The organism is Ancylobacter sp. WKF20 (assembly GCF_029760895.1).
GTDB lineage: Bacteria > Pseudomonadota > Alphaproteobacteria > Rhizobiales > Xanthobacteraceae > Ancylobacter.
Genome location: NZ_CP121679.1, coordinates 386,291 through 406,595, shown reverse-complemented (window position 1 = coordinate 406,595; position 20,305 = coordinate 386,291). Strand labels below are relative to the sequence as shown.

Genomic DNA, 20,305 nt, shown 5'->3' with positions numbered 1-20,305 from the left:
TCAGTCCCGAACCACCTTGAAGCCGGCGAAGGCCTGGCAGGTCGGAAAAACCTGAAGGCTGTTCACCACCACATGGCGCGGCAGGGTGCAGCAGAAGAACACCTGCTCGGCGATGTCCTCGGAGGTCAGCGACTGGGTGCCGGCATAGACGCTCTCGGACTTCTGCGCGTCGCCATGGAAGCGCACCAGCGAGAACTCGGTCTCGACCATGCCCGGCTCGATATTGGTGACGCGCACCTGCGTGCCGGCCAGATCCGCCATCAGGTTCAGCGCGAACTGCTTCACGAAGGCCTTGGTGCCGCCATAGGCATTGCCGCCGGCATAGGGGTAGTCGCCGGCGATGGAGCCGGTGAACACCACATGGCCTTCCTTGCGCTCGACCATGGCCGGCAGCGTCGCGCGCACCGTGTAGAGCAGGCCCTTGATGTTGGTGTCGACCATGTCCTCCCAGTCCTTCAGGCTGGCGGCCTGGGCGGGTTCGAGGCCGAGGGCGAGGCCGGCATTGGCGAAGACGACATTGACCGCGCGGAAGCTCTCCGGCAGGCCGCTGAGCGCCTCGGTCAGCGCGGCGTTGTCGCGCACATCGACCTCGAGCGGGTGGAAATGCGGGCCGAGCTCGTCGCGCAGCGCGATCAGCCGGTCGGCGCGCCGGCCGGTGCCGATGACCTTGGCGCCCGCCAGCACGAAGCGCCGCGCGGTCGCCGCGCCGATGCCGGAGGTGGCTCCGGTGATGAGAACCGTCAGCGTGGCGGGATCCAGCATCTGATACATGGCGGCGACCTCTCAGGCGTGAAGCGGCGGGCGGAAACGGGCGGGGGTAATGCTGCGTCGCACATATCGCGTCGGCGCCTGCGCGTCCATCGTCCGAACATGCCGGAGCGACAGGTGACCGACAGTCAAGCCGTCGTTAACCCATGGTTGAGCATAAGCAGCAGGGGCGGGGCTTGCCGCCGCAGGGTCACGGTCACGCCACGATCCTCCGCGAAACAAGACTCGACCGCCCCGCGTGCCCCGAGAGATACGAGATCGCCCCCGCGGTGCGGCGGGCGAGGAGTTAGAGCCTGATGAGCGTCAAGACCACCCTTGCCGTCACCGTCGCCGCCCTCCTTCTCGGAGGCTGCAGCACGACGCTTGACGGATTTGGGAGCCAGCAGGCGGCGGTCGAGCCCAGCCAGATCACCCCGGCGCCCTCGGGCTCGGTGGAAAGCTCCGCCGTGCCGCCCCCCGCGACCACCACCTATGGCGCGGGCGCCGCCACCGCCGCCGCCGCGGTGACGCCGCGCGCGCCGGAAACCCCGGTCGCCCTCTCCCCGCCCCAGGCCACCGCGCCAGGCGGCGTCGCCTATGCCGAGCCGGGCGCCGCCCGCACGCAGCTCGCCGGCGCGTGGAAGTTCGGCTGGGACAACGGGCAGAAGACCTGCAAGGTCACGCTCTCCACCGATCGCGGCATGACCGGCTTTGCCGCCAATGCCGACGTGGATTGCCCCAACGACATCTTCATGACCAAGGCGTGGGATGTGTGGGGCGACGACATCGTGCTGCAGAACCACCTCGGCAAGGTGACGGCGCGGCTGAAGCCCATGGGCAATGGCCAGTTCGACGGCACCACCACCGCCGACGGCACGCACATCACGCTGATCCGCGGCTAATATTTCAATTTTACAATCATTCCAATGACTGGATTGCTCCGGTCATTGCACCGCCATTCCCCAGCGTGATGGCGCGTTTTTATTGTGCAGCGCGGTGAAGAAACGCCCGCACCGCCGCGATATATGTCGTGCGCGTGGAAAAAGTGCCGGCATATCTGAACTAATCCCCCCACCACTTGCGTAGTCTCGCGGATGGCGGCGACGTGGGACTGTGAGATCTTGATCACAGTCATCGTCACGTTATCGGGAACTGCGAGATAGTTGGTGCGTTAACAGCGGCTCCGAGCCATTGTGGTCATCAGGAAAGCTGATTGATTCGCTCGGTTGAGAAGAGGGGATTGTGATGCTGCAGGCGACCAAGGCCATGACACCAGCGGTTTCTTCACTCATCGCGCGTGACGCCGAGCCGGCGCGGACCGCCTTTGCGCGCCGTGATCCGGCCAGCATCACCCAGCTCATGTCGCAGCATCTCGATCTCGCCTGCCCGGCCACTGATTCCGAGGCGCTGCGCCTTTTGCGTCAGGCCTTCCCCGGCGCGCCGCTTACCGCGCGGGTCGAGGTCATGGCCCGCCGCGCCCGCTGAGGCGGGCCCGTCACGGTTTCCGACGTTTCCTGCCCAATGCCGCCCCGGCTCCACGCCGTCGGGCGGCTTCTTTTTGGGGAAGCCGCTGACGGGCCTCAGTTGAGGTGCGAGGGCGGGCGGTGCTCGTCCGGCACCTCCACGCCATGCGGCTCCTCGGGCCGGCCCCCGCTGGCGAGGCGCGCCTCATAGGCCCGCATCTGGCCGGCATAACGCATGGCGGAGAAGGGCAGCGCCGCGAGATAGGCGAGGCATACCACGGAGAGAGTCGCCCAGGGCCAGGTGACCAGCACCGCCACCGAGAGCACCACGGCGACGAATAGCGGCATCACTTTGTCGCGCGGGATGCGCGCACCGAGCCGTTTGCCGGAGAAGGCCGGCAGCTTGGACACCATCAGCAGGCCGATGCCGAGGGTGAACAGCGCCGCCACGGCGGGCGTCACCACGAGGCGGGGCAGGCCGATCATCTCCAGATAGATCGGCAGCAGCATGATGAGCGCGCCGGCGGGCGCGGGGATGCCGGTGAAATAATCCGCGGCGAAGGGCGGCTTGTTCGGGTCTTCCAGCATCACGTTGAAGCGCGCGAGGCGCAGCCCGGCGCAGATGGCGAAGGCCAGCGAGGCGATCCAGCCCAGCGAGCCGAGAACGTCCAGCCCCCACATATAGATGATGAGCGCCGGCGCGACGCCGAAGCACAGGAAGTCCGACAGGCTGTCCAGCTCCGCGCCGAAGCGCGAGGTGCCCTGCAGCATGCGCGCGAGGCGGCCATCCATGGCGTCGAGCACGGCGGCGATGACGATGGCGCCGAGCGCCAGCTCCATGCGCCCCTCGAACGCCATGCGGATGCCGGTGAGGCCGGCGCAGAGCGCCAGCAGCGTCACCACATTCGGCACCAGCAGCCGCAGCGGAATGGCCTGGAAGCGGCGGCGCGGCGGCTCGGGCGCCTCCGGCTCGAAGGGCGGAAAGAGATCCGACATGGCGATCCTCGCGGGCAGCGGCGGACGGGGTGAACGGTCAGTCGACGCGGTAGGTGGTTTCGGGCCCGCTGGCATGGGCATCGGCCAGCACCGTCTCGCCGGCCAGCGCGCGCTGGCCCTCGGCGACGAGGATGCGGGTGCCCACCGGCAGGTAGACGTCGACGCGCGAGCCGAAGCGGATGAGGCCGAAGCGCTCGCCCGGCGCGAGGCTCTCGCCCTCGCGCACGAAGCTGACGATGCGGCGGGCGATCAGGCCGGCGATCTGCACAACGCCGACGGCGCCGAGCGTGGTCTCCAGCACCATGCCGCTGCGCTCATTGTCGTCGCTCGCCTTGTCGAGCTCGGCATTGAGGAACTTGCCCGGCCGATAGGCGATCCGGGTGATGCGGCCGGCCAGCGGGGCGCGGTTCACATGCACGTCGAACACATTCATGAAGATGCACACGCGCGGCAGCGGCAACTCGCCAAGGCCGAGCTCGGCCGGCGGCACGGCCGGGCCGACGAGGCAGACGCGCCCATCGGCGGGGGAGACCACCAGCCCCTCGCGCACCGGCGTCACGCGCTCGGGATCGCGGAAGAAGTAGCAGATCCACGCCGTGATCAGCACGCAGATCCAGCCGAGCGGCGGCACCAGCCACAGCAGCAAGGCGGAGGCCGCCGCGCCGATGAGGATGAAGGGGTAGCCCTCGCGGTGGATCGGGGCGAGACCGCTGCGGATCGAGTCGAAGATGGTCATGAACCGCTTTCCTGACGGCCGCTCCGGCAGCGGCCCCGGAGAGGTAGGGCGAGCCGGGCGGTACGTCAAATGGAAGCGGCGTGAGGCCGTTCCGGTTCCACCATCGCGTCGCGACCCGGCGACGCCGCTGCGTCACCCGGCAGGGCCGCGCCGGCGCCAACCGCTCACGCGGCGGCCGGGCTCGGCGTCGGGCGGGCGGGCGCGGGCGCGTCCGGCACCACCTCGTCCACCTCGCCGGCGGCCTTCAGCGTCTCGCGGGCGCGCTCGGCCTCGCGCTGGCGCTCCCACATGGAGTGGTAGAGGCCGCCCTTGTCCATCAGCTCGGCATGGGTGCCGCGCTCGGCGATGCGGCCATGCTCGAGCACGATGATCTCGTCGGCGCCGACCACGGTGGAGAGCCGGTGGGCGATGACCAGCGTGGTGCGCCCGCGCGAGACGCCTTCCAGAGCGTCCTGAATCTCGCGCTCGGTGTGGCTGTCCAGCGCCGAGGTGGCTTCATCGAGGATGAGGATGGGCGGGTTCTTCAGGATGGTGCGGGCAATCGCCACGCGCTGCTTCTCACCGCCCGAGAGCTTCAATCCGCGCTCGCCGACCTCGGTGGCGTAGCCCTTGGGGGTGCGGCGCACGAAGCCGTCGATCTGCGCGAGTTCGGCGGCGCGCGCCACCTCGGCGTCGCTCGCCCCGGCCCGGCCATAGCGGATGTTGTAGGCCAGCGTGTCGTTGAACAGCACGGTGTCCTGCGGGACCATGCCGATGGCGGCGCGCAGGCTCTGCTGGTTCACCCGGCGGATGTCCTGCCCGTCAATGGTGATGCGCCCGTCATTGATGTCGTAGAAGCGGTAAAGCAGCCGCGAGATGGTCGACTTGCCCGCGCCCGAGGGCCCGACGATCGCCACGGTGCGCCCGGCCGGCACCTCGAAGGACACGCCCTTGAGGATCTCGCGGTCGGGATCGTAGGAGAAGCGCACATCCTCGAAGCGCACCGTGCCGCCGTTGAGCGCCAGCGCCGGGGCGCCGGGGGTGTCCTTGATCTCCGGCGGGCGTGCGAGGATGGTAAACATCGCCTCGATGTCGATCAGCGACTGCTTGATCTCGCGGTAGATCATCCCGAGGAAGTTCAGCGGCTGGTAGAGCTGGATCATCATGGCGTTGATCATGACGAAGGAGCCGACCGACTGCCGCCCGGCGCGGATGTCGAACACGCAGAGCGCCATCACCGCAGTGAGGCCGAGGGTGAAGATGGTCGCCTGCCCGGCATTCAGCCAGGCGAGCGACGTGTGGGTGTGGACGGTGGCGCGCTCATAGCGGGCCATGGAGCGGTCATAGCGCTGCGCCTCCCAGGTCTCCGCGCCGAAATACTTCACCGTCTCGTAGTTCAGCAGGCTGTCTACCGCCTTGGAGTTGGCGTCGGTGTCACTCTCGTTCATCGCCGCGCGGATACCCATGCGGTACTCGGTCATGATGAAGGTGAAGAGCGTGTAGGCGCCGATCATCGCCACGCTGGCGAGCGCGTAGCGCCAGTCGAACTGCCAGAGCAGCACGCCGATCACCATGGCGAATTCGAGAATCGTCGGCGCGAGGTGCAGCACCAGCATGCGCACGATGGTCTCGATGCCCTCGCGCGAGCGCTCCAGCACCCGCGTCAGCCCGCCGGTCTTGCGCTCCAGATGGAAGCGCAGCGACAGGGCGTGCATGTGCTCGAAGGTTTCCAGCGCGAGGCGCCGCACCGCGTGGATCGCCACCTTGGCGAACAGCCCGTCCCGCCACTGGGTGAGGCCCGCCATGACGATGCGCGAGAAGCCATAGGCCAGCGTCAGCATCACCGGCGCGGCGATGAGGTAGCTCACCGCATCGCTGGTGATGCGGGCGCCCTCGCCCTCCGCCACCGCGTCGGTCGCCCATTTGAAGATGAAGGGCGTGGACATGGTGGCGATCTTCGCCAGCACCAGCAGCAGCAGGCCCCAGACCACGCGCGCGCGCAGATCCGCCCGGTCGGCCGGCCACAGATAGGGGCCGAGCCCCTTCAGGGCGACCAGGAGGCTGCCGCGCGGGTTGATCTCGCTGGCTTTTCCCGGCGTCGCCGCGGCGGCTTGGGGGGAGAGGGCGTCAGGTGCGGGCACACCTTGGGGTGCGGACATCAGGCTTTCCGTTCAGTTCCGGCGCGGGCCCGGCGCGCGCTGCGCCCGGCCGGCCTTCGGTTCGGCGCAAGCGGGATGGTGTCCCATCGGGCCTGCGTCATCTGTCTCGTATCAGGCGTCGAGATAGGCGGAAACGCCTCTCAGACCAGAGCGTGCTCCCGCGCATCAGGGCTGCGGCGGGCGCAGGCACCCTCCCCCGCCAGCGTGGCAAGCAGCGGGCCGATCTCCCGCGCCAGACTGGCGACGGCCTCCCGGTCGATGCAATAGCAGGAGCGCGGCCCCTCAATGGTGCCGGTGACCAGCCCCGCCTCCTTCAGCACCTTGAGATGCTGCGAGACAGTGGACTGCGCCAGCGTCAGCCCGCGCACAATGTGCCCGCACTGGCAGCGCTCCACCTCCGCCAGCGCCCGCAGGATCGCCAACCGCGCCGGATGCGCGAGGGCACGCAGGCGCAAGGCCAGCAGCTCATCATCGGGACCGGAAGCGGCATCATCGCTCATCGCCATCGTTTATCGTCGATGGACGATGAAGACAAGGTGACGCTGAAAAGGGAACAGGTGGCCACCGCGTCGCATTTGCACGCGGCGGTAGGCAGTATCATCTGGAGAGGAATCGGCACCTTGCCGGACTCATTATCGCAGTGCACCATGGTATCCATGACAAAGATCAAGAGCGTATGCGTCTATTGTGGAGCGGCCACCGGGGCTGATCCGGTCTATCTCGACGGGGCGATCGAGCTCGGCCGGGCGCTTGCCGAGGCCGATATCCGTCTCATCTATGGCGGCGGCGGCGTGGGGCTGATGGGCGCCACCGCCCGCGCCTGCGCGGAAGCCGGCGGCAAGGTCACCGGCATCATCCCGGATTTCCTGATCGGCAATGAGCAGGCCTTCGAGCACGCCCACGAGCTGGTCGTCACGCAGGACATGCATGAGCGCAAGCGGCTGATGTTCGAGCGGGCGGATGCCTTCATCGCCCTGCCCGGCGGCATCGGCACGCTGGAGGAACTGGTCGAGCAGCTCACCTGGGTGCAGCTCAACCGCCACCGCAAGCCGGTCATGGTACTGAACATCGCCGGCTTCTGGGACCCGCTGCTGGCGCTGTTCGACCACATGCAGTCCACCGGCTTCGTCAATGTGTCGAGGCCGGTGACGCTGGAGGTCGCCCACAGCGTGCGCGCCGCCCTCATCAAGCTGACCACGGCCGTCGCTGGCGTGCCCGAGGGCGAGCTGCACGGCGCCACCGAGGAGCGCGTGCTCGGCCGGATGTGAGGGGGTACGGCCGGCGCGTGGGGCTATCCAAGGCCGCGCGCGCAGCCTAGGGTGCACGCTACGTCAATACCGGCGTGCCTTTTCCCTGGATGCCCATGACCCGTTTTCGTCGCCTGCGCCGTGCCGTTGGACCGATCACCTTGGCCCTGAGCCTCGCGCTCGCGCCGGCAGCTCAGGCCTGCACCTCCCTGATTTACCGCGACGCCAATGGCGGCGTGTATTTCGGCCGCACGCTCGAACTGGCGATGGAGCTGCCCTACCGGGTCGCCTATGTGCCGGCCGGCCAGCGCTACAGCTCGGTGGCCACGGCGGGCGCGGCTGCGCTCGACTACACCACCAAGTACCGCGTCCTCGCCGTCACCGTGCCGGACGGGTCGCTGGATGATCTCAAGATCGTCGAGGGCTTCAACGAGAAGGGCCTGACCTTCAGCCTCCTGGCCTTTGCCGGCGCGGCGGGTCCGTCGGATTCCTTCTCGAAGACCAAGGCGGCGCTCTCCGCCATCGATCTCGGCTCGTGGACGCTCGGCCAGTTCCAGAGCGTCGCCGAGGTGAAGGCCGCGCTCGCCGCCCAGCCGGTGCTGCTCGCTCCGCTCGCCGTGCTCGGCAACGCCAAGTCGCCCTTCCATTACGTGCTGCACGACCGCAGCGGCGCCTCGATCGTGGTCGAGTTCGCCAATGGCAAGCAGGCCGTCTACGACAACCCGGTCGGGGTGATGACCAACGGCCCGGAATTCACCTGGCACCTGACCAATCTCGACAATTACACCTTCCTCAGCAATGTCGACCAGTCGAGCGGCGCGTTCGGCGCGCTGAAGGTGGCGCAGCCCGATTCCGGCATCGCCACCGCCGGTCTGCCGGCCTCGAACACCTCGGTCGGCCGCTTCGTGCGCGCGGTGTATTATTCGCAATATGCCGAGAAGGTCGCCGCGCCCGACGATGCGGTGCGCACGCTCGCGCACATCATGAACAATTTCGACCGGCCGAAGAACATCACCATCGACACCAATTCCGGTGGCAATGAAGGCATCGCCGCCGTCGCCACCAAGGATTCGCCGCCCTTCACCAGCGAGTACACCTCCTGGACGGCGCTGACCGATCTCAACCGCAGCACGCTCTATCTCCGCACCTATGGCGGGCTGAACTATACGCGGTTCGATCTCACCCGGCTGTCGGCCAGCACCAAGCCGCTCTCCATCCCGCTCACCACGCTGAACGGCCTGTCGTCGGATGCCACCGACGCCCTGCTGGCGGCCAAGACGCCCTGACACCTGGCATTGACGGGATTTGGCGGGGCCGCGCGCCCCGCCGCGTGAGGGATGGCCGGGGCAAGCCCGGCCATGACGGCGCGAGGTGAGAGTTGGCGTCATCCCGGACGGCCGCAAGGCCGATCCGGGATCGCGTGTGTCGCGAAGCCACCGACGATCCCTGCTCTCCGTGTCGCAGTGGCCGGGAAACGGAACATGGTGAGCGCGGCTTGTCCGGGAAACGGGGAGCGCTGTCGGTCAAGCCCGTGTCCCGGCCCAGCGCAGGCGAAGCCGGAGCGCCGAGCCGGGATCCAGCGCAAAGACCCGCCGAAGGCACTTCATCGGCATGGCGCCCGCGCCCCTCAATGCAGCGGGGCGTCGCCGGCGGTGAGGAGCTTTTCCATCGTCGTGGTGCCCAGCCACACGCCGCCGCGCTGCACGGTGTTGCGGCTCTTGGGCACGAATCCGCGCTTCTGGAAGAAGCCGAGCGCGGTGTCGCTGGCATCGACCGTCAGGCTGGTCGCGCCGCGCGCGGTGGCGAGCTTTTCCGCGGCGTCGCAGAGCAGCGCGCCGACGCCCTCGCCCACCACTTCCGGGTGGACATAGAGCAGGTCGATCACCTTGTTGTCGGTGAGCGCGAGGAAGCCGACCGGCTCGCCCTCGCGCGTCGCCACCAGCGTGAGCGCGGCACCGAAGCGCGCGGCGAGCGCGGCCTCGTCCTCGGTGACGGCGGCCCAGGCATCCTGCTGGTCCTCGTCATAATCGTCCCCCGTCAGCGCGAAGATGGAGTCGCGCATCAGGGAGGCGAGCGCCGACGTATCCGCCGGCAGGAAGGGCCGCAGCGCGGCGGCTGGGGCCTTGGCGGCACTCACCGCTTCGGCTCCCAGCTCGTCGTGCCGTCCTTGTTGTCCTTCACCGCGACGCCCTGCGCGAGCAGCTCGTCACGGATGCGGTCGGAGGCCGCCCAGTCGCGGTTGCGGCGGGCCTCGATGCGCTCGGCGATTCGCGCCTCGATTTCGGCCGCGGAGATGGAAAGCGCCGGGGCGCGGGAGGCCGACCATTCGCGCAGCGGACCGGGCGTGAAGCCGAGAAACGCCAGCGTGCCCGCCAGCGCCTTCTTGCCGGCGTGGTCCTTCAGCCCGTGCAGCTCGGCGATCGCCTTCGGCGTGTTGAGATCATCCGCCAGCGCCTCCAGCACGGCCGGAGCCGGGCGCGGATAGGCATCGTCCGCCGCCGCGTCGAACCACTGTTCCAGCGTCTTGGCGCTCTCCTCCAGCCCCTTCACCGTCCAGTCGATCGGCTGGCGGTAATGGGTCTTGAGCATGTTGAGGCGCAGCACGTCGCCCGGCCAGTCATTCAGCAGGTCGCGGATGGTGGTGAAGTTGCCGAGCGACTTCGACATCTTCTCGCCTTCCACCTGCAGGAAGCCGTTATGCATCCACACCTTGGCCATCAGCCCGGAGTGGAAGGCGCAGCGCGACTGCGCGACCTCGTTCTCATGGTGCGGGAACACAAGGTCGATGCCGCCGCCATGAATGTCGAAAGTCTCGCCCAGATGCTTCCAGCTCATGGCGGAGCATTCGATGTGCCAGCCCGGACGCCCGTTCACCGCGATGCCGGCCGGGGAAGCCCAGCCCGGCTCGCCGGGCTTGGACGGCTTCCACAGCACGAAGTCCATGGCGTCCTGCTTGTAGGGCGCCACGTCGACGCGCGCGCCGGCGATCATGTCGTCGAGCGGGCGGCGGGAGAGCTGGCCATAATCCGGCATGGAGGGCACGGAGAACAGCACATGGTCCTCGGCCACATAGGCATGGCCGGAGGCGACGAGGCGCTCGATCAGCGTGCGCATCTCGGCGATGTGCTCGGTGGCGCGCGGCTCCACATCCGGGTGCAGCACGCCCAGCGCTTCGAGATCGTCGTGGAACTGCGCCTCGGTGGCGAAGGTCACCTTGCCGATGGCGGCGTTGAGGTCGAGGCCGGGATACTCAGTGGCCGCCCGCGCGTTGATCTTGTCGTCCACGTCGGTGATGTTGCGGACATATTTCACATGGTCCGCGCCATAGAGATGGCGCAGCACGCGGTAGAGCAGGTCGAAGACGATGACCGGCCGCGCATTGCCGATATGCGCGTAGTCATAAACGGTGGGGCCGCAGACATACATGCGCACCAGCGACGGATCCAGGGGCGCGAAGGCCTCCTTGGCGCGGGTGAGCGTGTTGTAGAGTTTCAGCTCGGGCAGCGCGGCCTTTGCGTCGGTCATTTCTGCAGCCTTCCGGGGTCGTCGCGCGCGCTTCAGGAGCGCGGCGTGGGCGGTCTTCCGCGCAAAGCCGCGCGGCGTGCCGCGTCTGTCGCGGGTTTGCCCGCCGCCGTCAAGGCGGCAGATGGGAAAGCCCTCTGGCCGTCAAGGCGGCAGGCGCGAAAGCGGGCCGCCGGGCGGGATCGCACGACCCACGCAAGCCCCGCGCAAGCCGCGTGCGGATGGATAAGCATCGCCGCTGCCGCTGCGGCATCATCTTCAGCAACACGGTTGACGCCCCCGTGCCGGCGGGTCTATCTCCCCCGCCTCTGCACCGGGGGGTGAGTGCGGCACGCGGGACACGCGGCGCCGGAAAGAGAAAACATTAAGGCTCGCTTCAAACCTTTTCGCCAAAGTTGAGTTCTGTAAGCCGAGCCACCCGGCTCGTGCCCCGCAACGCCTGTCATCAGCAGCAGACCCAGACCATGTCCTCCGCCGTCTCCCCGCGCCTGCGTTCCGCTCTCCTCGCCGCCGCCCTCACCCTCGCGCCTGGCCTCGCCCTCGCCGCCGAGCCGGTGCGCGAGATCTTCATCGTCGACAGTTCGGACGGCTACGGCATCGACAACTGCGTCGCCTCGGGCGCCAGCTGCGGGCAGGCCATGGCCGACGCCTGGTGCCGGGTGCACGATTTCGAGCGCGCCACCAGCTTCGGCAAGGTGAAGTCGGATGCCACGGTGAGCGCCGTGACCACCGGCCCGGTGCGTACCGCCTGTTACGGCGCCGGCTGCGCCGAGACGGTGGCGATCACCTGCACCAAGTGAGCACCTGCACCAAGTGAGCACCTGCACCAAGTGAGCACCTGCACCAAGTGAGCACCTGCACCAAGTGAGGTGATCTGACCGGCCGTGAGGTCGGCCTCATCGGCCTGACTGTCCACCTCACTGGCCTGATCGTCCACCTCACTGCACTGACTGGCCACGCCTGACGCGGCCTTCAAGCCGGCCCTGACAGGCCGGCTTTTTCATTTCACGAAGTCCGCGCATTTGGGCGCCTCATTGGTCGCGCCCCACGGCATGATCGGCACGGTGGAGGTCGAGTTCTTCGGGCTGCCGTCGATCAGCTTGTCGGAATAGACGAGATAAACCAGCACGTTACGCTTGACGTCGCAGCCGCGCACGATCTGCATCTTCTTGAAGATCAGCGAGCGGCTCTCGCGGTAGACCACGTCGCCCTGGTCGAACTTGCCCTTGAAGGCGATGGGACCGATCTGCCGGCAGGCAATGGAAATATCCGACACCTCCTCGGCGATCCCCACCATGCCCTTCACCCCGCCCTTCTCCGGAACGGTATAATGGCACGCCACCCCCTCCACGACGGGGTCGTCAATGCCATAGGTGGCGAGTTTGTCGTCGGGCGTGAGGAACTTCCAAACCGTTGATTTCTTGAAGATAAGGTCCGGTTCCTGCGCCATGGCGGGGGCGGCGAGGCCGAGCCCGAGGGCGGCGGCGAGGAGGATGGCGGCGAAAGGCTTCATGGACGTTCCACTCCGGCACAATGTCACCGCTCATATGGTGTGCCCGGCGCCCCGGTAAAGCCGGGAGGGCTACCAGGCCGCCGGTGCTTCAAAATTTCGACAAGCTCGCCATGCTCATTGCCCTTCGCGCCCGATTCCGGCACACAGCCGCAAGCCAAAAGTGAAACGACCTAGCTGATGATGCTGCGATTCCCCCGCCCGCGCGCCGTGCTCTCGGCCGTGCTCGGCCCCATGGCCGCCCTGACGGTCCTCGCCGGCAGCGCCCTCGCGCAGGATCTGCCGCCCGGCGCGGTGGGTGGCGGCGCGCCGCCCGGCGACCGCTCGGTGTGTATCCGCCTGGAGGGCCAGCTCGCCGCGCTCGACCGTGGCGGCAGCACCGGACAGCCCGATGTCGGCGCGCAGATTGCCCAGCTCCAGCAAGGACTTGCCGATCTCACCGCGCAGGGCCGCCAGCTCGGTTGCGACAAGCGCGGCTTCCTCATTTTCCAGCCGCAGCTGCCCCCGCAATGCGACGCGCTGAACCGCAGGATCGCCCAGACCCGCACCCAGCTCGACCGTACCATGATGCAGCAGCGCGGCGATCAGGGCGGCACGGACGAGCAGCGCCGCCAGCTCGTCTACGCCCTCGCGCAGAATAATTGCGGCGCGCAGTACCAGGCCGCGCTCGGCCAGCCGCAGGGCGGCTATGGCAACGCCCCGCAGCAGCGCCGCGCCCCGCGCAACCTGTTCGAGCAGCTTTTCGGCGTGCCGCGCAATCTCGACGAGGAAGCCGGCCCGCTCGACGTGCAGCCGCTGGAAATGCCGAAGGTGTCAACTTACCGCACGGTCTGCGTGCGCACCTGCGACGGCTTCTTCTTCCCGGTCTCCTTCGCCGCCACCCCTGCGAAATTCGGCTCGGACGAGGCGCAGTGCCAGCGCCAGTGCCCGGGCACGGAAGCCCGCCTCTTTGCCTATCGCAATCCGGGCGAGGACATCGAGCAGGCGGTCGGCACCAATGGGCAGCCCTATATGTCGCTGCCTAACGCCTTGCTTTACAAGAAACAATTCGTCGCCGCCTGCTCCTGCCGCCCTGCCGGCATGAGCTGGGCGCAGGCGCTGAGCCAGGAAGACGACCCGACCCTGCGCAAGGGCGACATCGTCGTCACCGAGGACGCCTCGCGCGAAATGGCCCAGCCCCGCCCGGCAACGCCGGCCGCCCCGGCGAAGAAGCCGTAATTACCTTTAAAGGTAATTTGATGCCGCTACATCCGGCGGAACAGAAGTCGTGGATGGCCGGGCCAAGCCCGGCCATGACGTTGTGATGCGACTGAGGACCAGCCTCAGGCCGTCTCGCCCTTGAGCCGCGCCTCGGCCCGCGCGCGGCCGATCAACGGCAGCAACGCCTTGAGTTCCGGGCCGCTGGACGCCCCGGTGAGCGCGAGGCGCAGGGGGTGGAACAGCGCCTTGCCGGCGCGCCCGCTGGCGGGCTTCATCACCGCGAGGAAGGCGGCATAGACGCCCTCGTCCCAGGGTTCCGGCGGCAGCAGCTCGGCCGCCTGCGCGAGAAATTCAGCATCCTCCGGCGCGATCACCGGCGCGAGCGGCCCCTCGACCACCCGCCACCAACCGGCGGCATCGGCCAGACGCGCGAGATTGCCGCGTACCGCGAGCCAGAAGGCTTCGCCGCCGCCGACACCAAGCGCCGCCAGCCGGTCCGTCACCGCCGCGTAAGGCAGGGCGTGCAGGGTCTGGGCGGTCAGCGTGTCGAGATCCGCCGGATCAAAGCGCGCCGGCGCGCGGGAAATCTTTGCAAAATCAAGGCGTTCAGCCAGCGCATCGAGATCGGCCACCGCCTCGACGGCGAGCGAGGTGCCGGTGAGCATGGCGAGCGCGGCGACGGCCAGCGCCTCCTGCCCTTCCTCGCGCAGCGCGGTCAGCGAGAGATGACCGAGGCGCTTCGACAACCCCTCCCCGCTCGGCAGGGTCAGCAGATTATGGTGCCCGAACACCGGAACGTTGCCGGCGAGTGCCTCGATGATCTCGATCTGCACGCCGGTATTGGTGACATGGTCCTCGCCGCGCACGACATGGGTCACGCCCATCTCGATGTCATCCACCACCGAGGTCAGCGTGTAGAGATAGCTGCCATCGGCGCGCACCAGCACGGGGTCGGAGAGCGTCGCGGTGTCCACCGCCTGCTCGCCGCGCACGAGATCGGTCCAGACGACCTTGCGCCCGTCGAGCCGGAAGCGCCAATGCGGGCGCCGTCCCTCAGCCTCCAGCCGCGCGCGGTCCTCCTGCGAGAGCTTGAGCGCCGCCCGGTCATAGGTTGGCGGCAGGCCCCGGCGGCGACGGGAGAGGCGGCGGGTCTCCAGTTCCTCCTCCGTCTCATAGGCCGGATAGAGCCGCCCCGCCGCCTTCAGGCGCTCGATGGCGGCATCGTAGCGGTCGAGCCGGCGCGACTGGTACTCGACCCGATCAGGCACCAGCCCGAGCCATGCCATGTCGCGGGCAATGGCCTCCGCAAAGGCCTCGGTGGAGCGCGCCGTATCGGTGTCATCATACCGAAGGATGAACGTCCCGCCCTCGCGCCGGGCAAAGAGCGCGTTGTAGAGCGCGGTGCGGGCATTGCCGACATGCAGCAGCCCCGTCGGGGACGGGGCGAAGCGGAGGACCGGAGGTGTCATGACGCCTACGCCGTCTCGCGGAAGCGGTTGGTGATCGGGTAGCGCCGGTCGCGGCCGAAATTGCGGGTCGTGACCTTCACCCCCGGCGCGGCCTGACGGCGCTTATATTCGGCGATGTTCAGCATCCGCTCGACGCGTGCCACCAGCGCCGCGTCATAGCCCTGCGCGACGATCTCGGCGACCGGCAACTCGCGTTCCACCAAGCGTTCGAGGATAGCGTCCAGCACCTCGTAAGGCGGCAGGCTGTCCTCGTCCTTCTGGTTCTCGCGCAGCTCGGCCGTCGGCGGCTTGGTGATGATGTTCTCCGGCATCACCGGTCCGTCCGGGCCCAGAGCGTGCGCCGGCTTCCAGCCATTGCGCAGGCGGCACAGGCGGAAGACCTGCGACTTGTACAAGTCCTTGATCGGGTTGTAGCCGCCATTCATGTCGCCATAGAGCGTGGCGTAGCCGGTGGACATTTCCGACTTGTTGCCGGTGGTCACGACCATGGCGCCGAACTTGTTGGAGATCGACATCAGCAGCGTGCCGCGCACGCGGGACTGGAGGTTCTCCTCCGTCACGTCGCGCGCCCGCCCGGCGAACATCGGCGCCAGCGTGCCCTCCAGCGCCTCGACACCGTCGGCGATCGGCACGATGTCGTAGCGCACGCCCAACGCCTCGGCGACCGCCGCCGCGTCGGAGAGCGATTCATTGGAGGTGTAACGGTAGGGCAGCATCACGCAATGCACGCGCTCCGCGCCCAGGGCGTCCACCGCCATGGCGGCGCAGATGGCGGAATCGATGCCGCCGGAGAGGCCGAGCACCACGCCGGGGAAGCGGTTCTTCTCGACATAATCGCGCAGCCCGATGACGCAGGCGGCATAGTCCGCCTCGTCGCCCGTCAGCAGCGGCGCGCGCGCGCCCTCCTCGCAGCGCCAGCCATCGGCCCAGCGCTCCCAGCGGGTGATGCGGATGCGCTCCTGGAAGTTTGGAAGCTGGATGGCCAGCGAGCGGTCGGCGTTGAGCACGAAGGAGCCGCCGTCGAACACCAGTTCGTCCTGCCCGCCAATCTGGTTCACATAGGCGAGCGGCAGCCCGCTCTCGACCACGCGAGCGACGGCGACGTTCATCCGCTCGTCATAGACGGTACGACGATACGGCGACCCGTTGGGAATCAGCAGCAGCTCCGCACCGGTCTCGGCGAGGCATTCGATGACGTCCTGCGACCAGATATCCTCGCAGACCGGCACGCCGATCCGCACGCCCTTGAAGGCGATCGGGCCGGGCATCGGGCCCGGGACGAAGACGCGCTTCTCGTCGAACGGGCCATAATTGGGCAGATCGACCTTGTAGCGAATGGCGGCGATGCGCCCTTCCTCCAGCAGCAGCACGGCGTTGTAGAGCTTGCCGGCATCGAGCCAGGGCGCGCCGATCAGCACGGCCGGGCCGCCATCCGACGTATCGCTCGCCAGCTGCTCCACCGCCGTGCGGCACGCCGCCTGGAAGGCGGGCTTGAGCACGAGATCTTCCGGCGGGTAGCCGGCGATGAACAGCTCGGTGAGGACGAGGAGATCGGCGCCCTGCTCGGCGGCGCGGGCCCGCGCCTCGCGCGCCATGGCGAGGTTGCCGGCGACGTCACCGACCGTCGGGTTGAGCTGGGCAAGGGCGATGAGAAGCTGATCGGCGGGTTCTGACGACATGGACCTGATGTAGCGTTCCGCGGAAAGCCCGGCAATCGTCAGGACGCGCGGTGCGGCCGGTCAGTCCCGGCCGGTGCCACCGGCGCGCAAGAGAAGACCGGCCCGGAACCCAAGGCTCCGGGCCGGCGGTATCATTCAGCCGCTTCGGTCACCGGGCGAACCCGGCCGGCGCGTTCCTGCTTCAGCAGCTCGGCGACGAGGAAGGCCATCTCGATGGCCTGCTCGGCATTGAGCCGCGGGTCGCAATAGGTGTGGTAGCGGTCCTTGAGGTCCGCATCCGAGATCGCCCGCGCGCCACCGGTGCACTCGGTGACGTTCTTGCCAGTCATTTCCAGATGCACGCCGCCGGCATAGGTGCCCTCGGCCGCATGGACGGCGAAGAAGTCCTTCACCTCCTTGAGGATCTGGTCGAACGGGCGGGTCTTGTAGCCCGAGCCGGCCTTGATCGTGTTGCCGTGCATGGGGTCGCACGACCACACGACGGTGCGGCCCTCGCGCTCGACCGCACGCACCAGGGCTGGCAGGTGGTCGCCCACCTTGTCGGCGCCGAAGCGGGCGATCAGCGTCAGCCGGCCCGCCTCGTTCTGCGGGTTCAGCATGTCGATGAGGCGCAGCATGTCGTCCGGCTTCAGCGAGGGGCCGCACTTCAGGCCCACCGGGTTCTTCACGCCACGGGCATATTCGAGATGCGCATGGTCGGCCTGGCGGGTGCGGTCGCCGATCCAGATCATGTGGCCGGAGGTCGCGTACCAGTCGCCCGTGGTCGAATCCACCCGCGTCAGCGCCTGCTCATAGCCGAGCAGCAGCGCCTCGTGGCTGGTGAAGAAATCGGTCGAGCGCATCTCCGGGTGGGTTTCCGGGTCGATGCCGATGGCGCGCATGAAGTCGAGCGCCTCGGTGATGCGATCGGCGAGCGCCTGGTAGCGGCCGGACTGCGGGCTATCCTTGATGAAGCCGAGCATCCACTGATGCGCGTTGCCAAGGCTGGCATAGCCGCCATTGGCGAAGGCGCGCAGCAGGTTCAGCGTCGCCGCCGACTGGCGGTACGCCTCGAGCTGGCGGCGCGGATCGGGCACGCGCCCTTCCGGCGTGAACTCGATGTCGTTGACGATGTCGCCCCGGTAGGACGGCAGTTCGACCCCATTCACCGTCTCCATTGGCGTGGAGCGCGGCTTGGCGAACTGGCCGGCGATGCGGCCGACCTTCACCACGGGCGAGGCGCCGGCATAGGTCAGCACCACCGCCATCTGCAGGAAGACGCGGAAGAAATCGCGGATGTTGTCGGCCGAGTGCTCGGCGAAGCTCTCAGCGCAGTCACCTCCCTGCAGGAGGAAGGCCTCGCCCTTGGCGACCTTGGCCAGCTCGCGCTTCAGGCGGCGCGCCTCACCGGCAAAAACCAGCGGGGGAAACGAGGCAAGCTGACGCTCCACCGACGCCAGAACCGTGGCGTCCGGATACTCAGGCACCTGCTGAATGGGCTTGGCCCTCCAGCTATCCGGCGTCCAGCGATCAGACATGTCAGCCTCCTCGATATCACGTCCGCAGGGTCGCGCTGCACGTTACCCCTGCGGGAAAGGCGGGCCTTATACACCCAAGCACAAGGCTTGCACCAGAGCGCCGAGCGGTGCGCGATTGCAGCCACGCCGAACCCCTATTGCGCCCGCCTCAGCGGGACGTGAGCGGGCCGGATCGCTGTCGGCCGGTTGATCACGCCCCCACTTTGATAATCAATAGACTCCAATACAACTCAGAATGGATTCTTCTTTTAGTTACCTACGAATTATTACGGATTAATCGAGAGAGAACTGGAAGTGATGGACCTGTCTAATGGGGTCGCGGCGCCTCGAAGGGCGTCAGGAACGAGATCATGTCTTTCAAGAACCTGCCCGTGATGCTGAAAATCAGCTCACTTGTTTTGTTTCTCGGCCTCTGCGCGATGGGCGGAAGCTTGTTCTCCGCCCGGCTGATGGGCGACCTGCGCAGCGCCCTTGATCGCACGATGCAGGAGGATGCCGGGTTCATCCAGCTCGCGCGCCTCAGCCGCCAGCTCGTCGATCTCGAGCGCGCCGCCTATAAGCTGGCTGTGGCCGTCTCCGAGAGCGCGGTGAAGACGGCCGATGCCGAAATCACGCAGATCACCCAGCTGATTGACACGCGGGCCACGGACGCCATCGCTCTCCTGCCGCACCTGGAAGAACCGATCAACGATATCCGGCAGCGCACCGCGACCGCGCTCAAGACGCATTGCGACGCGATGTTTCAGTTGGCCCGGGTATCGCTGGACGACGCAAGCATCGTCAAAGCCGGGCAGATGATGGTGGACGACTGCGAGCCAGCGCTGAACGCGGTCGTCGCCGCCAACGCCAAGCTGATCGACGAGGCCGTCGCGGCCAACAAGGCGGCCGCCCGTGAACTCGACGCCAGCATCGCCGCCAACATCCAGCTGCTGCTGATCGGGATGGGGTCCGTCGTCCTGGTGCTTCTCGTCATCTCCTTCCTGGTTTCGCGTTACGCCATCGCTCGTCCGATCGCCCGCCAGATTGCGGTGATGGATGCTCTGCGGCGGGATGATCTCGCGGTGACGGTGCCTGATGCCGACCGCAAGGACGAGGTGGGCCAGATTGCCAAGGCTCTGGAAATCTTCCGCCGGGCGCTGGTGAAGGCCGAAGAGGTGCGCCAGCAATCCGCCGGGCAGGAAGAGCGCAATGCCCAGCGCCTGAAGGCCGAGCGCGAGGCTATCGCCAGCGATTTTGAAGCCAAGATGGGCTCGCTCGCCACCGCCTTCAGCTCCTCCTCCAGGGAAGTGTCGGAAGCCGCGCGCGGCCTCTCCAACTCGGCCGAGGAGACGACGCGGCAGGCGCAGGCGGTGTCTCAAGCCGCCGGTTCCGCCTCCACCAATGTGCAGACGGTCGCGGCCTCCACGGAGGAGATGAACGCCTCGGTGCAGGAAATCGGCATCCAGATCGACCATGCCGCCGGGATTGCCCGACAGGCATCGGAGGCCACCGCCCAGACCCATAGCGACATCCGCGAGCTCTCGCGCGCCGCCGCTCAGATCGGGGAAGTGGTGGAGCTCATCACCAGCATCGCCAGCCAGACCAATCTGCTCGCGCTGAACGCCACCATCGAAGCGGCTCGCGCCGGCGATATGGGCAAGGGCTTCGCCGTGGTCGCCTCCGAGGTGAAGGAACTCGCCGCCCAGACGGCCAAGGCGACCGAGGTGATCGGCGGCAAGATCAACGAAATCCAGAGTGTTACCCAGCGCACCGTCGGCTCGATCGAAAAGATCGTGACCATCATCACCGACATCCGCGAGGCCACGTCGGCCATCTCCTCGGCGATCGAGGAGCAGGGCGCCGCCACCCGCGAGATCGCGGTCAACACTCAGCACGCGGCCCAGAGCACGGGCGGCGTCAATGACAACATCGCCGGCGTCGGCCGTGCCGCGGAGATGACCGGCGCCGCCTCTACCCAGATGATGTCGCTTTCCAACTCCCTCGCTTCGCAGGCCTCCAGCCTGCAAGACGAAGTGCAGCGCTTCGTCACCAATCTGCGCGCCGGCTGACACCCCCCGCCTCGCGTAGCTGACGCCCCGGAT

General features: G+C 67.8%; 18 protein-coding genes. 7 read left to right on the top strand and 11 right to left on the bottom strand.

Features of this window, described 5'->3' with window-relative positions:
- The gene (locus AncyloWKF20_RS01875) at positions 1 to 771 is read right to left on the bottom strand and encodes an SDR family NAD(P)-dependent oxidoreductase (protein WP_279316280.1); all 771 of its coding nucleotides are present in this window, start codon (positions 769 to 771) and stop codon (positions 1 to 3) included.
- 293 nt (positions 772 to 1,064) lie between these two features.
- Between AncyloWKF20_RS01875 and AncyloWKF20_RS01870 the strand changes: the two genes are divergently transcribed.
- Together AncyloWKF20_RS01870 and AncyloWKF20_RS01865 are read left to right on the top strand one after the other, a co-directional pair.
- Positions 1,065 to 1,649 carry a protease inhibitor Inh/omp19 family protein gene (locus AncyloWKF20_RS01870; RefSeq protein WP_279316279.1) on the top strand — a complete coding sequence of 195 codons (585 nt, stop codon included), beginning with the start codon at positions 1,065 to 1,067 and terminating at the stop codon, positions 1,647 to 1,649.
- Positions 1,650 to 1,992: 343 nt separating this feature from the next.
- Entirely contained in the window at positions 1,993 to 2,232 is a 240-nt protein-coding gene (locus AncyloWKF20_RS01865) for a transferase (protein WP_279316278.1), read from the top strand.
- A 95-nt stretch (positions 2,233 to 2,327) separates the two neighbouring features.
- On the opposite strand, the gene AncyloWKF20_RS01860 is transcribed toward AncyloWKF20_RS01865, so the two are convergent.
- The 4 genes from AncyloWKF20_RS01860 to AncyloWKF20_RS01845 all read right to left on the bottom strand — a co-directional run bounded on the left by AncyloWKF20_RS01860 (position 2,328) and on the right by AncyloWKF20_RS01845 (position 6,580).
- Positions 2,328 to 3,206: a phosphatidylcholine/phosphatidylserine synthase gene (locus tag AncyloWKF20_RS01860; RefSeq protein ID WP_279316277.1), complete on the bottom strand. Its 879-nt coding sequence runs from the start codon at positions 3,204 to 3,206 to the stop codon at positions 2,328 to 2,330.
- A gap of 37 nt (positions 3,207 to 3,243) precedes the next feature.
- Positions 3,244 to 3,942 (bottom strand): phosphatidylserine decarboxylase, encoded by a 699-nt coding sequence (locus AncyloWKF20_RS01855; RefSeq protein ID WP_279316276.1) that lies wholly within the window; start codon positions 3,940 to 3,942, stop codon positions 3,244 to 3,246.
- Between the two features lie 164 nt (positions 3,943 to 4,106).
- Entirely contained in the window at positions 4,107 to 6,080 is a 1,974-nt protein-coding gene (locus AncyloWKF20_RS01850) for an ABC transporter ATP-binding protein/permease (RefSeq protein ID WP_279316275.1), read from the bottom strand.
- A 140-nt stretch (positions 6,081 to 6,220) separates the two neighbouring features.
- Positions 6,221 to 6,580 carry a metalloregulator ArsR/SmtB family transcription factor gene (locus AncyloWKF20_RS01845; protein ID WP_347710385.1) on the bottom strand — a complete coding sequence of 120 codons (360 nt, stop codon included), beginning with the start codon at positions 6,578 to 6,580 and terminating at the stop codon, positions 6,221 to 6,223.
- Positions 6,581 to 6,727: 147 nt separating this feature from the next.
- On the opposite strand from AncyloWKF20_RS01845, the gene AncyloWKF20_RS01840 reads away from it, so the two are divergent.
- On the top strand, positions 6,728 to 7,348 hold the full coding sequence (locus AncyloWKF20_RS01840) for a TIGR00730 family Rossman fold protein (RefSeq protein ID WP_279316273.1): 621 nt from the start codon (positions 6,728 to 6,730) through the stop codon (positions 7,346 to 7,348).
- A gap of 95 nt (positions 7,349 to 7,443) precedes the next feature.
- Positions 7,444 to 8,613 carry a linear amide C-N hydrolase gene (locus AncyloWKF20_RS01835; protein ID WP_279316272.1) on the top strand — a complete coding sequence of 390 codons (1,170 nt, stop codon included), beginning with the start codon at positions 7,444 to 7,446 and terminating at the stop codon, positions 8,611 to 8,613.
- Positions 8,614 to 8,954: 341 nt separating this feature from the next.
- Here the strand turns inward: AncyloWKF20_RS01835 and AncyloWKF20_RS01830 are convergent, their stop codons facing one another.
- Positions 8,955 to 9,464: a GNAT family N-acetyltransferase gene (locus AncyloWKF20_RS01830; RefSeq protein WP_279316271.1), complete on the bottom strand. Its 510-nt coding sequence runs from the start codon at positions 9,462 to 9,464 to the stop codon at positions 8,955 to 8,957.
- Positions 9,461 to 10,852, bottom strand: a complete 1,392-nt coding sequence (gene cysS, locus AncyloWKF20_RS01825) for a cysteine--tRNA ligase (RefSeq protein WP_279316270.1) — start codon at positions 10,850 to 10,852, stop codon at positions 9,461 to 9,463. Before cysS ends, AncyloWKF20_RS01830 begins: the two co-directional genes overlap by 4 nt.
- 461 nt (positions 10,853 to 11,313) lie before the next feature.
- On the opposite strand from cysS, the gene AncyloWKF20_RS01820 reads away from it, so the two are divergent.
- Complete coding sequence (locus AncyloWKF20_RS01820; RefSeq protein WP_279316269.1) at positions 11,314 to 11,649, top strand: hypothetical protein; 336 nt, start codon at positions 11,314 to 11,316, stop codon at positions 11,647 to 11,649.
- 200 nt (positions 11,650 to 11,849) lie between these two features.
- On the opposite strand, the gene AncyloWKF20_RS01815 is transcribed toward AncyloWKF20_RS01820, so the two are convergent.
- The gene (locus tag AncyloWKF20_RS01815) at positions 11,850 to 12,362 is read right to left on the bottom strand and encodes a CreA family protein (protein WP_279316268.1); all 513 of its coding nucleotides are present in this window, start codon (positions 12,360 to 12,362) and stop codon (positions 11,850 to 11,852) included.
- A gap of 177 nt (positions 12,363 to 12,539) precedes the next feature.
- On the opposite strand from AncyloWKF20_RS01815, the gene AncyloWKF20_RS01810 reads away from it, so the two are divergent.
- Positions 12,540 to 13,577 (top strand): DUF2865 domain-containing protein, encoded by a 1,038-nt coding sequence (locus AncyloWKF20_RS01810; RefSeq protein WP_279316267.1) that lies wholly within the window; start codon positions 12,540 to 12,542, stop codon positions 13,575 to 13,577.
- A gap of 104 nt (positions 13,578 to 13,681) precedes the next feature.
- Here AncyloWKF20_RS01810 and AncyloWKF20_RS01805 read toward each other — a convergent pair whose 3' ends face one another.
- The 3 genes from AncyloWKF20_RS01805 to AncyloWKF20_RS01795 form a co-directional block, all read right to left on the bottom strand.
- Positions 13,682 to 15,028 carry a glutamate--tRNA ligase gene (locus AncyloWKF20_RS01805; protein WP_279316266.1) on the bottom strand — a complete coding sequence of 449 codons (1,347 nt, stop codon included), beginning with the start codon at positions 15,026 to 15,028 and terminating at the stop codon, positions 13,682 to 13,684.
- 5 nt (positions 15,029 to 15,033) lie between these two features.
- A complete protein-coding gene (locus AncyloWKF20_RS01800; protein WP_279316265.1) occupies positions 15,034 to 16,707 on the bottom strand; it encodes an NAD+ synthase in 1,674 nt (557 codons plus the stop codon).
- A gap of 131 nt (positions 16,708 to 16,838) precedes the next feature.
- A complete protein-coding gene (locus AncyloWKF20_RS01795) occupies positions 16,839 to 18,224 on the bottom strand; it encodes a 3-deoxy-7-phosphoheptulonate synthase class II (RefSeq protein WP_267583159.1) in 1,386 nt (461 codons plus the stop codon).
- 350 nt (positions 18,225 to 18,574) lie between these two features.
- Between AncyloWKF20_RS01795 and AncyloWKF20_RS01790 the strand changes: the two genes are divergently transcribed.
- Positions 18,575 to 20,272: a methyl-accepting chemotaxis protein gene (locus AncyloWKF20_RS01790; RefSeq protein ID WP_279316264.1), complete on the top strand. Its 1,698-nt coding sequence runs from the start codon at positions 18,575 to 18,577 to the stop codon at positions 20,270 to 20,272.
- Positions 20,273 to 20,305 lie beyond the last annotated feature (33 nt).